The sequence below is a fragment of the Brevibacillus aydinogluensis genome (genome assembly GCF_961514395.1).
Taxonomy (GTDB): Bacteria; Bacillota; Bacilli; order Brevibacillales; family Brevibacillaceae; genus Brevibacillus; species Brevibacillus aydinogluensis.
Map to the genome: position 1 here is coordinate 3,471,076 of NZ_OY569118.1, position 12,947 is coordinate 3,484,022.

The following is a 12,947-nucleotide window of genomic DNA, read 5'->3' on the forward strand; positions in this document are numbered from 1 at the left end:
CGACACCGTTGCCGTCTGTACACATCCTCCAATGGAACTAGATGTACCAATTTCTGGATCAACAAAGCAACGATTCGATATGTATTTCTTTGATGCAAAGGGGATTCTGAAAAATGTGTTCGCGAAATGTTTCCGGGACAGGGAACAAAAGCGGAATGTACAGCTTGTGGAATGAGAGACATTCATTTAGGTTCCAGGTGCATCCTTTAGTGCGATACTATTTACAATTTTTGACGGACACAAGACCACTTTCGTTTCATCATAAGTGTGTGATGCCTGTCTTTCTCCATCTACAGGCGCGTTTCGGGGGATCATCCTGTTTGCAGAACCACCACAATTTACACCCGACATGGAAAACGGGTCCCCTCTCCAGGGACCCGTCCAGACTGAAGACAAACCGATTGTGCCGAAGGAGAATCACGTTTCCAGACAGAGCGACTTGTGAGCCCTACCGAGCGGAGCAGCGATTTGCGGAAAAAAGGAGCGCCACCTCTGAATGGGCCGCGTAGTGATGCGGCTTTGGCGCTCCCCCGCAAATCGATGAGGAGCGTGCAGTTTGTGCTTCCCCGCTGGGCGAGCACGGGCCCCGCCGAACGCGAGCATTAGCTTGTGTTCGGTGGGTAAAGCACGGAGCGAATGACGGAAACGTGTTCTCCCCGCAACGGACATTTTGTCTAATCGAGTAGGAGGGGGTGGCTAACCCCCGTCCTCTCACACCACCGTACGTACCGACCGGTATACGGCGGTTCACCAAGCTTGACGAAGTGTGAAATATCGCTGTATCAAACTCATCAGCCCTTGTTGTTGCCAGTAGGCAATACCAAGGGCTTTGTGCATGTGCGGGGATTTTGTTGTCCGCCATGCCCCCTTTCGGGTGTTTGCGATTTCCAGTGCTCTTTTGTGAGAAAGGCCAAGCGAACGAAGTTCGCGGTACCTCGTACGAACTCGTTTCCACTGCGTCCATAGACAGAGTCGGAGCCTTCGGCGAATCCATTCCTCTATTCGCAGGAGATGGGTTTTCGCCTCGGCTAGCGCAAAATACCCGATCCATCCCATGAGGTACTGGTTGAGTTTTTGAATCCGCTCCTGCATGGTCATGCTCCAATGTGGGTTGGTTAATTGGCGAATCTGTTCTTTCAACCGGGTGATCGATTTGGGGTGCAGGCGTATCCGTGCTTTCTTTCCCAGAGTAAAGCTAAAGCCGAGAAACTTCCGATTGCACGGGCGATCCACCGCACTTTTCTGTTGATTTACCTTGAGTTTGAGAACCCTGGTCAAGTATCGCTCCACGCTTGCCTTTACACGTTCACCCGCACGTTTGGAGCGGACATAGATGTTGAATAGCTCTCCTCTTATCCCAGACGGGCCAAGTCGGAGAGCTACATTTTTTTATCACGCTGCATCAGTATTGTCCAATGGGGTGAATAAGGGTCTTGGATTTCCCTTCATGTTTCACGGGGTGGTTTGGCCAAATCGGAAGCTGAAAACGGTTAAACACAGCTTGTTACTCTAACATTTGCTCAAGAATTTTTTCACCTTTTTTATAAACGGATCCGTCGAGTGTAAATCGGTACAGAACCATCTTTTTGCTCTTGGTGTCATATATCCATAAAAACCTGCTGCCATCTTCCAAAGTGGAATGCAAGATGACAGCATCACCACTGGACAACGCCCCATCCTGAGCGAAGAGCGGCTCTGATAACTGCGGTTTCGTCTGAAGATGATAGATGATTTCTCTTGACGTCTCTTTTGCAGTCTCTGCAATCGAAACAATTCCGTAAACAACCGCCACTGTAAGTATCGAAAGTAAAATACCTACCCATATTTGAAACCAGTTGCTTTTCATTGCCAACCTCCTCCTCTCGTGGTCACTATTAAAATATCAAAATTTGTAATCTATTCCATTAATGAATTTTTCCGGGGGGGTATGACTTTTATGAAATGTCCCGAATGCAGCTACGAATTGAATCTGAATGAAAAACATTGGAGTCATGAGGGGGAAAATGTCTACGTTATACACTCACAGTTGCATCATGAAACGATGTACCACGAAATCGTTGAGCATTACTTGGCGTTGCCTGGCAAAGCTCCCGATGGGAACCGCTCATACACTCACATTATCATTGATGATGGTATGTCGCAAATTTGCGGTTGCTCTACCTGCTTTATTCAGAGCCACAGAGTACAAAGCAGAGTGGAGAAGCTCTATAGCGAACAGAATATATATTTTGGTTTTACTTTTTGACAATGTATTATCGCACGGCGGGATGGGCCAAGCGAGTCGCCCCCATCACCCCATGCACCACGGACTTCGTCTACACACTGACGGGCCCCTGTTTAGGGACCCGTCTTTTTACTTGCGAATCAATCTTGTCCAGCCTTCGTCCTGCTCCACCTTTTGCTCCTTCATCAGCTTGCCCAGGGCCCGCTTGAAGGCTGACTTGCTCATCGCGAACTTCTCCCGGATGATGTCGGCCGGGGTGTCGTCCGTGTACGGCATCGCTCCGCCCCGGTCGATCAGGTAGTGGAGAAGCTTGTCCGCGTCTTCTGCGTACCGGACTTCCTTGCGCGCATGCATCGAGCCGTTCAACCGGCCGTCTGCGCGCACGTAGCTCACTCGGCAGCGGACCGACTGCCCCAGGCGAAGCGGTTCCGTCATCTCGTCGCGGTGGACGAACAGCACGTGCTCGTCGTCCGTAAACAGGAACGCTCCCTCCTGGATCACTTTGTAGACCGTGCCTTCCACCCACTTGTTGTGCATGTCGTTGTCGGCCGGGACCGCAATCCGGCTGATTTCCTCCTCCGACACCGGCCTGGCCAGCAGACGTCCCTGCTTGTCCCGCTTCAGCGTCACCAGCAGGCGGTCACCCGCGCGAGGCCATTCCTGCCGCATCTTGGGGAGATCGTCCACGAACAGCAGCAGGTGCTTCTTGATGCCGTTATCCAAAAATACGCCCAGGCGCGGGGACACATCCACCACTTCCAGCCAGCCGTACTCGCCCCACGATACATAGGGCATCTGCATGGTAGCCGCCAATCGATTTTCATGGTCGTGGTAGAGAAAGACGTCCACCTCTTCACCGACCCGGAGCGGACCGTCTGCTTCGCTCCGGTGGAGAAACACCTCCGCCTCTCCCTCGTGAAGAAAATAGCCGAAATCCGTCTGCCGCGCCACCGTCATCGTCACGGTCATGCCCGCCTGGAGGTGGGTCAGAGCGGTGTGCACCCGGTTTTTGTTGTGCCTCTTGTTCATTTGCGTCCTTTCCTCTCTCTCCTGTTTGCATCCTAACTATACCCAACCGGCGGCAATCCATTCCACACCTTTTTGCCCATCCCGCAGAAAATTCGGCTAATCAGGCAAGTCCGGCCGACGGTTGCAATATGTATGGATTGTACCGGTTGTACCTGTTTTGATGTGTAACCAACTGATGACGACTGTCGTAATTACCAGCAGTTATTTCCAGTCTAAATAGATGGGAGCGACTCGTGATGCTTGTGCTTCTGGAACATATCATTCTCGGCATTGTTCAGGGGTTGACGGAGTTCCTGCCGATTTCCAGCACTGGTCATCTGGTGCTGTTCCGCAAGCTGTTCGGTCTGCAGGAAGCCGGCCTGCTCTTTGACACGATGCTTCACTTTGGGACGCTGATCGCCGTCGTCATTGTGTTTTGGCCGGAGATTCGTCACGTCCTGATTAACCCGACCGGCAAACTGGCCCGCCTGCTGGTCGTCGGCACCATTCCCACTGCCGTCATCGGCCTGACATTTGAAGACTATTTTGAGGAGATTTCCCGGACCGGTGTGACGATCGGGTGGGAGTTTCTCGCCACCGGCGTGATTATCTGGGGAGTGGAATCAATGCGCAGGGGGACGCGGAAGTTCGACGAGATCAACTACACAGACGCCCTGATCATCGGTACGCTGCAAGGCGCCGCCATCCTGCCCGCCATCTCCCGCTCCGGCCTGACAATTGCCGGTTCGCTTATGCGCGGCATCAATCGCGCCGATGCAGCTCGCTTTTCTTTTTGCTTTCGCTTCCGGCCATTCTGGGAGCTACCGGACTGCAGACGCTCAAGCTGGTCAGGCAACCGGTGGAAACGGACGCGATGATTCCGATGCTGGTGGGTACGATGTGTGCCGCCATCGCCGGATACGTGGCCATACGCTGGATGCTGAAGATCATCAGCACCGGCTCGATGAAAGGCTTTGCCGTTTACGTCTGGATCCTGGGCATTATCATCCTCGGCATGCAGTATTTCGGCGGATAGCCAAACAATAAGCCGGCGCTGCCGCCGGCTCTTTCACTTTATGTGCTCCTTGTCTCCGTACCGGCTGGCCACCAGTTTGGCCACCAGCAGCACGAGGCCGTAAAACGCCGTAGCCAGGAGCGATGTGGCCAGCCAGGTGGCGGTCCCCAATAACAGGTAGAGCAGGACGTGAGCAACAAAAATGCCCAACAGCCAGATCCCGATGTTCATCCGGTTGATAAAGGCGACCAGACTGCGCAACCAACAGACACCTCCCACTTGTGCAGATACTGTTGTTATTGCCCCTGCGGCCGCTTCTTATCCCCGTCCGGCCAAACTTCCGGGTCCCGCTGTCGGTCCTGCACCTGAAAGCCCGCCCGCTCCAGAATTTCGGCCAGCACATCCAACGGTGTGTTGGCCACCTGGGCAAACATCCGCCTTGTATGCAAATGCTGGGCGTGGGGAAAATCGTCCGATAGCTGCCTGCGCAATTTTTTTCCGCTGTGGTCCTCATCCGTAAACACGTACACCTCGTCGGCCGTCTCCAGTTTTTCCGCAAGCCGCCCCGCCTTGTCCGCGCTGTACGACCCGTATGTGCAGTAAATCAATACCGGTTCGGCCAAAACCTGCAGAAGCCGCTCCCTGTCCGTTTTTCCCTCGACAATAATGACACGTTCTTCCACGCGGCCACGCCTCCTTTTCCAGCGAGGTGATACGTTTAGTATACCCGTTCCAAAAGCGGCCGGAAATAGACCGCCGGGAACATCTGGCTGCGTAACACAGACGCCTGCCGGGGGAAGCTAGAGGTGAACCAGGGGGAAAGGAGCGTGCACCATGGCACAGTGGAAAAGCGCCAAAAATTTGAACCAGAAAGGCTTGGCTGTCACCGGCCTGACGAGCAGCACAATCGCTGACGACACGCACACGGAAGACAACCAGGGAACTTCGCAGCAGCGCAAGCAGAAGGAGCAGCCCGAGCCCCGGCCCATGTAAGGACCGCTTGTCTCTCAAACAGCCGTCTTATACAAGGCGGCTGTTTTGGTACCGAGGGAGCGAATCGCTTCCCGCAGTTACCCGGTTTGTCAGCCTTCCCACACCCTGCTGACCTCCCGCAATTCTGTGCCGTCAAATGACAATCGGTAGATATCGGGCATGGAAAGTTGTTGCCAGAATGCTCGTCTTCCCACACCCGTGCGACGGCGTATTGAAAATCCTCCACGGGTTTTTCAGACAAGATTCTTTCCTTGAACCCTTCCTCGATCTCCACCGCTTTCCCAATGGAATGGGCTATGCCTTCGACGGTTTGAATCGCTCGTCTGTACGGACTTGATATGACATGATCGACGTTTTTCCGCTTGAGCAATTCGGTTACTTTTTTCGCGTCCAGGCAGCCGCGCTCGGACAATGGCCGGTTTCTTTCATCCGGCGTATAAACGGAATGGGCGTGCCGCACAAGATACAGATTGGTTCCCATCAGATGCTCCCCCCAGGGATTCCCATATTTTGTTTTATTGTATCATTTCGAATCCATCTTGACGTGTACCTTAACCCGACACCGACATGTTCGTCCCGGACGGTGCAGTGATTGTCATCATTTCATTTCTTTGCAGAGATGTACGAGCCTTGCGAAAAAATGATTGCATTCCACCATCTCACGTCATATAATCTAACATAAAAATTAACATGTCAGATTATCTGACACAGAAAAGGAGTGGATTGCATGGAACCGACACTGCCTCTTCTCGCTTCCGCAGTGGATGCCACCTGGGTGATGGTCTCCGCCATTTTGGTGATCTTCATGCAGGCCGGATTCGCGCTGTTGGAGGCTGGGTCGACGCGCATGAAAAACGCCGGACACATCGCCGGCAAGACGGTCCTGACGTTTGGAATCTGCACCTTGGCGTTTTGGGCCCTGGGCTTCGGCCTGACGTTTGGCAACGGCAATTCGTTCATCGGACTGACCGGCTTTTTCTTCAACGGAACGGAGGAACAGGCGGCTGCGGCCTACGAATCCCTTTCCTTCGCCAACATTCCGGTCGGGATCAAGTTCCTGTTTCAACTGGCTTTTGCCGGCGTCTCCCTCTCCATCGCCTGGGGCGGCTTCGCCGAGCGCGCCAAACTTTCTGTCTACGTCGTTTTCGGAATATTGTATACGATCTTAATTTATCCGGTTGTCGGCCATTGGATCTGGGGGGGCGGATGGCTGGCGGACCACGGCAAACAGGATTTTGCCGGATCGACGGTCGTCCACCTGACCGGAGCAACCGCCGCTCTCGTCGCCACCATCCTGCTCAAGCCGCGCCTCGGCAAGTACAACAAAGACGGCAGTTCCAACTTGATACCCGGTCACAATCAGGTCTACACCACGCTGGGGGTCATCATCTTGTGGATTGGCTGGTTTGGCTTCAACGCGGGGTCTGCGTTTGGCTCCGTCTCCGGCCTCTTTGGCCATGTGGCGCTGACGACCAACCTCGCGGCCGCGTCCGGTGCGGTTGCCGCTCTGGGCATCGCGTGGGCTGTCACGGGGAAAGCAGACATCCCGAGCATGCTGAACGGCGTGCTGGCCGCCCTGGTGGCAATCACCGCTTCCTGCGCGTTTGTGGAACCGTGGGCTGCGATTGTCATCGGGTCCGTGGCAGGTATTCTTACATTCTATACTGCCATCTGGTTTGATCGGATGGGCATTGACGATCCAATCTACGCCTTCTCCGTCCACGGCATCGCCGGCATCTGGGGAACGCTGTCCAACGGCTTTTTTGCCGCTCCCGCCCTGGTAGAAAAAGTGGGCGTCGGGATGCCGGGCCTGTTCTACGGCGGCGGCTTCCACCAACTGGGCGTTCAGGCGTTGGGTGTATTTGCCGCGCTGGTGTATGTGCTTGTCGCTTCGTACGTCATTCTCGCCATCATGAAGAAAACGATGGGACTTCGCGTAACCGAAGAAGAAGAGGTGATGGGCCTTGACCTTAGCGAACACGGGGGATACGGATATCCCGAACTGCTGCAATCGGAACGCCCTTACGTTTCCGCCCCACAAAGGCGATCCACTCATTCTCTCACTTGAGGATTGTCACCGCATCGCGGACGCCGGTTCGTTTCAGGAACTGCTCTCCCTGCGCCGGGAGCTCTTGAACCTGTCCCGGTTGGAAGGGATGAATCGGGCCGGGGAAATGGCACCGTACGCCGTGACTGTCAATCTGATCCACGACAAGGTGATCCGCCAGGGCGTGCTGCTCGCCGTGCGCCACCTGGCGAAAATGGGCGTAGGCACGCCGCCCGTCCCGTTCGCCTTTCTCCAGTTTGGCAGCGGCGGGCGAAGCGAACAGGCCGTCATCAGCGATCAGGACAACGGACTTGTCTACCGGATTCTTGACGGCATGGACAAACGGGAGATGGAGCGTGTGGAAAACTACTTTCACCTGCTGGGGGCTGCCATCGTGCAGGGCTTGGAACAAGTAGGCTATCCGCCCTGCCGGGGCAACGTCACCTGCGTGTCGGCCCGCTGGCGCGGCAGCACGGACCAATGGATGGAGCGCCTCGCCGCCTGGGCTGCCGATCCGGTGTGGGAGCACGCCCGCTATCTCCTGTTGGTGGGCGACGCCCGCATCCTCTGGGGGGAGCCGGATGTGGTCGCCCCGCTGATCAAGCAGTACCGGAGGCTGCTCGCCCACAACCCGATTCTGATCGGCAGGCTTGTGAGCAACACCCGCTTCCACCGGATTCCGCTCACGTGGCTGGGCCGGATCGCTCCGGACATCACCGGCCGCTACCAGGGCGCGATCAACCTAAAATACGGCGTGTATCTGCCGATCGTCAACGTCGTCCGCCACTTCGCCCTGGCTCACGGCATTCACGCCGCCTCCACGCTGGAGCGGCTGGCTGCCCTGCGGGAAGCAGGCATCTGGCCGGTGGCGTTTTGCCGGGAGGTGGAGCACCACTTCCGGCTGCTGCTGGGCCTTAGGCTGATCGCTCCGCTGCACTGGCGGGACGGCACCTACGCCAGCAACAGCTACGTCAAACTGTCGGAGTTGTCGTCGGATACGCTCTCAATGCTGCGCGAGGCAATGAAGCTGGCGCTGCGGTTGCAGAAATGGACAAAAAAAATGCTGGCCGCGTACCCGGAATAGGGAGGTGCCGGCATGCACACCAGAGACCTGTGGGAACGCTTGCGGCAGATGAGCCGGGCCGCTGAGACAGTTCGAATGCCGTCAGCGGACCGGGACCTTGGCAATCCGGGGCTAATCGCCTTTCTCCGCTCGCTGCGGCGCGAACGAAAGGAAGCGGAGGGCCGGCTGCCGCTCGCCGATTTGGAAGTGGTCGTCGTCGATCTGGAGACGACTGGCTTTTCCCCTGACCGCGGTGACACCATCCTCTCCATCGGTGCCGTGGCGATGCGGGGAGACCAACTGCTTTTGGGAGAATCATTTTACAGCCTGGTCGACCCCGGCCGGCCGATTCCTCCCCACATCGCCTCCCTTACCGGGATACGCGACGAGATGGTTCGCACCGCGCCCGATCCGGCTGCCGCGCTCCAGCGCTTTTTCCAGTTTGTCGGCGACCGGCCGCTGGTCGCCCACCACTCCCGCCACGAGCGGCAGTTTTTTCGGGCGGCGTTATGGAAACATGGCCGCCGGCGGTTTACGCATCGGCTGCTGGACACCATGCTGTTGGTCCGCGTGTCGGGCGAGGTGATCGGCAACAGCTCGCTGGACGCCCTGTGCGCCGCCCACGGCATTCACATCTCCCGCCGTCACCACGCCTACTGCGATGCCGTCGCCGCCGCCTCGCTCTGGGGGATCTACCTGAGAAAGGCGATTGAGCAGGGATATACCGATTTGGGGGAGATCTACGAGGAACTCAGATAAAAAGGCTGTCCGTCAGTCTTGTCGGACAGCCTTCCGTCATGGTTCTTCCACAAATACCTCGTCGCCTTCCGACACCCGCCCCTGGGTGACGACGGACGCGTACACGCCGAAGTGGTTGCGGTGCCGCTTTACCACCGTTTTCAGCACAGCCGGATGCAGCTCCAGCGTATCCGGGTCGATGTTGATGGAGATGCAGCGTTCGCAAGGCTTGTTCACCTGCAGTTCCACGTCATTGATGCGCAGCCGCCTGCCCAGCCAGGCATCCTCGGCAAACGGCGTGTCCTCATCCAGCACGACTACAAAATTGGCCCGAAAGCGGCGAGGGTCCAGACTCTCCCGGCCAATCAGGCGGGCGATCTCCCGCAGCGAGGCATCGGTCACCAGCAGGATGTGATCTTCCCAGTTTTCTCCGCCTTCACGCGGTGTGCTGCGCACAGCAGTCACCGGCCGTCCCGTCGTCTCAGCCACCCTGGCGAACAGCGTCTCCTCCCAGCCGTACACGGTACCGTCCGGCGCGGTCACGCGCACCTCCGGATAGGCGTCCTCGCCGCTCTCCGCTGCCAGCCGGGCGGTGAAGCCCAAGACGCCCGGAACTGCATCCGCACTGAGATACTTGCCGTTCCTGTCCCGGAAGTAATAGCCCCGGTCGCCGTACACGCCAAATGCGTCCACGCGGCACGTCGTCAGCCGCTCGCCGCCCATAGCCTTGACGGGATGACGAAAAATCGCCGCAAGCGTCCCCGCTTTTTTCATCCCAGCCGCCTCCTCCGCCTGTTTTCCAGCGTTTCTCTATCCCGTAATGAACGAATTGCGCACCCGGCTCCAAAACGTGAGCCGCTTGTAGCGGGCAAACTTCACTTTGTCCACGCCGACGCGGCAGGTGATGGAGCACACGTCCTGCCAGACTGCCTGCTCCCGGTCCAACCCGATCATGATCTGTGGATTCATCACGATCAGTTCGACCTCGTGGTGCTTGGGCAGCACCAGCGAGCTGTTGATCGTCCGGTAGGCCTGATTGTTGATCGATGCGATCTCCGAGAGCTGAATCGCTTCGATGGAAGGATGGACGAGCGCTCCGTTCACCGCTTTGTTGTACGCCGTGCTTCCAGACGGGGAAGAGACGATCAGGCCGTCTCCGCGAAACGTCTCAAACTCGTCGCCGTTTATGTACACACAGGCCACCAGCGTGGACAGGGACGCATTGCGGATCACCAGTTCGTTGAGCGCCCATTTGTGAATGATGCGGCCGTCGCGGGTCAGAATGCGGCACGAAACGGTGGGGTATTCGGCGACAAACGGCTTCGTCTGCTCTTTGAGAGCCTGTACGAACGCATCCAGCTCGTTTGGCCGCCAGTCCGCGTAAAAGCCCAAATGGCCGGTGTGGATGCCGACGTATGTCGGTTCAAAGCCGTATTGATGCACCGCTTCCAACAGCGTTCCGTCCCCGCCGATGGAGAGCACGAGATCAGGCGTCTCGCCCTCTTCCCGGACAAAGCAGTACGGGCTGTCCTCGCCCAGCAGTTTTTCCTTCAGCTCCCGTTCTACCTCCCGGGAGTAGTCGTCATTCCGCAGTACGGTGGCAATTTTCATGGTGGTCTACCCTCACTTTACGCACATACATGCCTGCTATTCACAATGTTACAGGAACACTCCGGTGGCCGGGATGCCGACGCGGGCTACCAGCGCTCCGCCGCAAAACGGCCGGAGCGAAACTCCTCCAGCCGCCGCCTCGTCGCAGGCGACAACTGCTCCGGCAATTCTGACCAAGCAAAAAAGCGCATATCCGCCACTTCCGGGTCAGACTTTGGCCGTTCATGCTGGCGGTACCGGGTGACGTGGAACAGCGCGATGTGATCCCGCTTCCCTTCCCGCTCGCTGTAGTAGAGGTGGCAGATCCTCATCTCGCTCGCCTCTATGCCGCACTCTTCCCACAGCTCACGCCGGGCCGCCTCCAAAAACGTCTCTCCCTTTTTCACTCCTCCGCCCGGCAAATACCATCCGCTCACATACGTGTGGCGCACCAGCAGCACGCCTTTTTCATCGTCCGTGACAATCAGCCGGACACCCAGCGTCAGCGGCCTGCGGATACGCCAATACAGTTTGAGCAGCGGGTAGTACCAGGCCATCGTTTTCCACTCCCTGTGATTCCATTCCTGTTGCTACCATTCTACACTACCGCGAAATCCACCGCCATAGCAGGCACACGGCAGGTCAGCGCAGTGCCAGATGGCAGAATCAGGAATTGCAATCCGGTGTTATTCGCAAAAAAACGGGCCCTATTCTGGGCCCGTTAATGCTAGGCAAACCGTTTTTCCAACTCCCGGACAATCGCCTCCGCCTTGCGCATCCAGACCTGTTCCACAGGTGCGTCCTTGTCCACCGGCTCCTGAAACTGGTTCATGGCAGCCGAGGCGACAGGCGAGTAATATCCGATGTCTTCCTCCACACCGGTCTGGTAGACGTGTTTCAGCACAAACGGCGTCCCCAGTTCCAACCAGGCGTCCGGGCTGTCCAGTTCCCCTTCCATGACCGTCACCGGCAGCCGCAGATACACCATCCCCTGATCGTCCAGCTTGCGGTCAAAATACCCCCGGTGGTAATCCCAGTTGGCCAGGGTAAAGCCGTCCGGTTCGAGCGATTCGCGAAAGAATCCAAACGTGCCTCTCGTACCCGCCAAACTGCTTTCAATCGGTTGCATCTCCATCCCTGCCTTTTTCGGATTCTACCCGGTAGTGTGCGACAAACGGCGCGGTTGTACTCAAACATCGGTGAAAATGGAAAAAGCCTCCCGCCGGATACAGCCCGGCAGAGGCTTCGTGCTGGTGTTATGGTCAAATGAGGGAAATCGACAGCAGGGTAAACAGCGCCAGAGGAATCACCTTGCGGCGGCAACGGCGCTTTTTCTTCTTGTGAACAGGCACTCTGAACACGCCGAACGGAACAGGGTAGAAGTATGGATAGCTGGGGTATGGGTATGGACTGAAATCAGTATACGGGCTTACCTGGGAATACGGGTTGCCGTACAAATTGATGTTGTTTTGCAGCGTGACGTTGCCCTGGGGTCCAGCGGTTTCGTAGGGACTGACCGCTTCGTACGGACTTACCATTTCGGCAGGTTGTTCAAACGGTGCGGTTTGCTCGTAGGGGCTCACCACTCCCTCAGATTTGCCGGACGGACCGGCTGACTCAAAGGGACTCACCATCCCGTACGGACTCTCAGCGGGGCCGGTCTCGTAGGGACTTACCATCCCGTACGGACTGACGTTGGGCCCCACCTCGTAGGGACTTACCATCCCGTACGGACTGACGTCAGGCCCCATCTCGTATGGGCTTACCATCCCATATGGACTGACATTCGGCCCCACCTCGTAGGGACTCACCATCCCGTACGGACTGACGCCGGGCCCCATCTCGTAGGGACTTACCATCCCGTACGGACTGACGTTGGGACCTGTCGTACCGTATGGACTGACGGCACTCTCCCGAGGCGGACATCCGTCTTGCGGTCGTGATTTTTGCGGATACCGGCTGGAGACCGGCTCCACAGCTCCCATAACATCGGCCGGCCCCTCATCGTTTTCCTCAATTTCCACGTAGACGTGGAAATCGTCAACATCGAGAATTTTGCCCTCGTACACGCGGCCGTCCATCGCTTCGATCCGTACCTTTTGCCGCGCGTGCTTCTTGCAAATCTCCTGCACGGTTTCACGCATATCCTTTAACATGCTGACCGCCGCCGGTTCAGCCTGAAACAGTTGTTTTTGCGACGACTCCATGAAAACTCCTCCCCTTTTGTCGTTTCTGTATTACGATATACGCCTGCGTGTGGGGAGGTGTC

Annotated in this window: 14 protein-coding genes and 2 pseudogenes; 5 read left to right on the plus strand and 11 right to left on the minus strand. The window is 56.9% G+C overall.

The genetic code is table 11. From position 1 onward, the window contains the following. Nucleotides 1-747 precede the first annotated feature (747 nt). The 3 genes from Q7F15_RS17170 to Q7F15_RS17180 form a co-directional block, all read right to left on the minus strand. Nucleotides 748-1,278 (minus strand): group II intron maturase-specific domain-containing protein, encoded by a 531-nt coding sequence (locus Q7F15_RS17170; RefSeq protein ID WP_304414722.1) that lies wholly within the window; start codon nucleotides 1,276-1,278, stop codon nucleotides 748-750. 226 nt (nucleotides 1,279-1,504) lie between these two features. Further along, on the minus strand, nucleotides 1,505-1,846 hold the full coding sequence (locus tag Q7F15_RS17175) for a hypothetical protein (protein ID WP_230077770.1): 342 nt from the start codon (nucleotides 1,844-1,846) through the stop codon (nucleotides 1,505-1,507). 507 nt (nucleotides 1,847-2,353) lie between these two features. Further along, on the minus strand, nucleotides 2,354-3,253 hold the full coding sequence (locus tag Q7F15_RS17180) for a CvfB family protein (RefSeq protein WP_171565116.1): 900 nt from the start codon (nucleotides 3,251-3,253) through the stop codon (nucleotides 2,354-2,356). A 236-nt stretch (nucleotides 3,254-3,489) separates the two neighbouring features. Between Q7F15_RS17180 and Q7F15_RS17185 the strand changes: the two are divergent. After that, a pseudogene (locus Q7F15_RS17185) lies at nucleotides 3,490-4,268 on the plus strand (undecaprenyl-diphosphate phosphatase). A 33-nt stretch (nucleotides 4,269-4,301) separates the two neighbouring features. Here the strand turns inward: Q7F15_RS17185 and Q7F15_RS17190 are convergent. Both Q7F15_RS17190 and Q7F15_RS17195 read right to left on the minus strand, forming a co-directional pair. After that, nucleotides 4,302-4,508, minus strand: coding sequence for a hypothetical protein (locus Q7F15_RS17190; RefSeq protein ID WP_171565118.1), 207 nt, complete (start codon nucleotides 4,506-4,508; stop codon nucleotides 4,302-4,304). Nucleotides 4,509-4,543: 35 nt separating this feature from the next. Further along, the gene (locus tag Q7F15_RS17195; RefSeq protein ID WP_171565119.1) at nucleotides 4,544-4,930 is read right to left on the minus strand and encodes a toprim domain-containing protein; all 387 of its coding nucleotides are present in this window, start codon (nucleotides 4,928-4,930) and stop codon (nucleotides 4,544-4,546) included. 151 nt (nucleotides 4,931-5,081) lie between these two features. On the opposite strand from Q7F15_RS17195, the gene Q7F15_RS17200 reads away from it, so the two are divergent. After that, complete coding sequence (locus tag Q7F15_RS17200; protein WP_171565120.1) at nucleotides 5,082-5,240, plus strand: hypothetical protein; 159 nt, start codon at nucleotides 5,082-5,084, stop codon at nucleotides 5,238-5,240. A 301-nt stretch (nucleotides 5,241-5,541) separates the two neighbouring features. Here the strand turns inward: Q7F15_RS17200 and Q7F15_RS20655 are convergent. After that, nucleotides 5,542-5,721, minus strand: a pseudogene (locus Q7F15_RS20655) (SixA phosphatase family protein); the annotation flags it as partial. Between the two features lie 246 nt (nucleotides 5,722-5,967). On the opposite strand from Q7F15_RS20655, the gene Q7F15_RS17210 reads away from it, so the two are divergent. Genes Q7F15_RS17210 through Q7F15_RS17220 form a run of 3 tightly spaced genes read left to right on the plus strand, consistent with a single transcriptional unit; the run spans nucleotide 5,968 to nucleotide 9,109 of the window. Then, nucleotides 5,968-7,308: an ammonium transporter gene (locus Q7F15_RS17210; RefSeq protein ID WP_171565122.1), complete on the plus strand. Its 1,341-nt coding sequence runs from the start codon at nucleotides 5,968-5,970 to the stop codon at nucleotides 7,306-7,308. Continuing rightward, nucleotides 7,205-8,371, plus strand: coding sequence for a DUF294 nucleotidyltransferase-like domain-containing protein (locus tag Q7F15_RS17215; RefSeq protein WP_171565123.1), 1,167 nt, complete (start codon nucleotides 7,205-7,207; stop codon nucleotides 8,369-8,371). The genes Q7F15_RS17210 and Q7F15_RS17215 overlap by 104 nt, the downstream gene beginning before the upstream one ends. A gap of 12 nt (nucleotides 8,372-8,383) precedes the next feature. After that, a complete protein-coding gene (locus Q7F15_RS17220; protein WP_171565124.1) occupies nucleotides 8,384-9,109 on the plus strand; it encodes an exonuclease domain-containing protein in 726 nt (241 codons plus the stop codon). Between the two features lie 36 nt (nucleotides 9,110-9,145). Here the strand turns inward: Q7F15_RS17220 and Q7F15_RS17225 are convergent, their stop codons facing one another. The 5 genes from Q7F15_RS17225 to Q7F15_RS17245 all read right to left on the minus strand — a co-directional run bounded on the left by Q7F15_RS17225 (nucleotide 9,146) and on the right by Q7F15_RS17245 (nucleotide 12,885). After that, nucleotides 9,146-9,862 carry an MOSC domain-containing protein gene (locus Q7F15_RS17225; RefSeq protein ID WP_171565125.1) on the minus strand — a complete coding sequence of 239 codons (717 nt, stop codon included), beginning with the start codon at nucleotides 9,860-9,862 and terminating at the stop codon, nucleotides 9,146-9,148. 36 nt (nucleotides 9,863-9,898) lie between these two features. Further along, nucleotides 9,899-10,699 carry an NAD kinase gene (locus Q7F15_RS17230; RefSeq protein WP_171565126.1) on the minus strand — a complete coding sequence of 267 codons (801 nt, stop codon included), beginning with the start codon at nucleotides 10,697-10,699 and terminating at the stop codon, nucleotides 9,899-9,901. An 86-nt stretch (nucleotides 10,700-10,785) separates the two neighbouring features. Beyond that, a complete protein-coding gene (locus Q7F15_RS17235) occupies nucleotides 10,786-11,235 on the minus strand; it encodes an NUDIX domain-containing protein (RefSeq protein ID WP_171565128.1) in 450 nt (149 codons plus the stop codon). Between the two features lie 170 nt (nucleotides 11,236-11,405). Then, entirely contained in the window at nucleotides 11,406-11,807 is a 402-nt protein-coding gene (locus Q7F15_RS17240; RefSeq protein ID WP_171565130.1) for a YugN family protein, read from the minus strand. A gap of 133 nt (nucleotides 11,808-11,940) precedes the next feature. After that, a complete protein-coding gene (locus tag Q7F15_RS17245; RefSeq protein WP_212132648.1) occupies nucleotides 11,941-12,885 on the minus strand; it encodes a S1 domain-containing protein in 945 nt (314 codons plus the stop codon). Between the last annotated feature and the right edge of the window lie 62 nt (nucleotides 12,886-12,947).

Coding starts and splice junctions, on each gene's coding strand:
- Q7F15_RS17175 (WP_230077770.1), bottom strand. CDS start 1,846: ATGAAAAGCAACTGGTTTCAAATATGGGTAGGTATTTTACTTTCGATA.
- Q7F15_RS17180 (WP_171565116.1), bottom strand. CDS start 3,253: ATGAACAAGAGGCACAACAAAAACCGGGTGCACACCGCTCTGACCCAC.
- Q7F15_RS17200 (WP_171565120.1), top strand. CDS start 5,082: ATGGCACAGTGGAAAAGCGCCAAAAATTTGAACCAGAAAGGCTTGGCT.
- Q7F15_RS17210 (WP_171565122.1), top strand. CDS start 5,968: ATGGAACCGACACTGCCTCTTCTCGCTTCCGCAGTGGATGCCACCTGG.
- Q7F15_RS17220 (WP_171565124.1), top strand. CDS start 8,384: ATGCACACCAGAGACCTGTGGGAACGCTTGCGGCAGATGAGCCGGGCC.
- Q7F15_RS17225 (WP_171565125.1), bottom strand. CDS start 9,862: ATGAAAAAAGCGGGGACGCTTGCGGCGATTTTTCGTCATCCCGTCAAG.
- Q7F15_RS17230 (WP_171565126.1), bottom strand. CDS start 10,699: ATGAAAATTGCCACCGTACTGCGGAATGACGACTACTCCCGGGAGGTA.
- Q7F15_RS17235 (WP_171565128.1), bottom strand. CDS start 11,235: ATGGCCTGGTACTACCCGCTGCTCAAACTGTATTGGCGTATCCGCAGG.
- Q7F15_RS17240 (WP_171565130.1), bottom strand. CDS start 11,807: ATGCAACCGATTGAAAGCAGTTTGGCGGGTACGAGAGGCACGTTTGGA.
- Q7F15_RS17245 (WP_212132648.1), bottom strand. CDS start 12,885: ATGGAGTCGTCGCAAAAACAACTGTTTCAGGCTGAACCGGCGGCGGTC.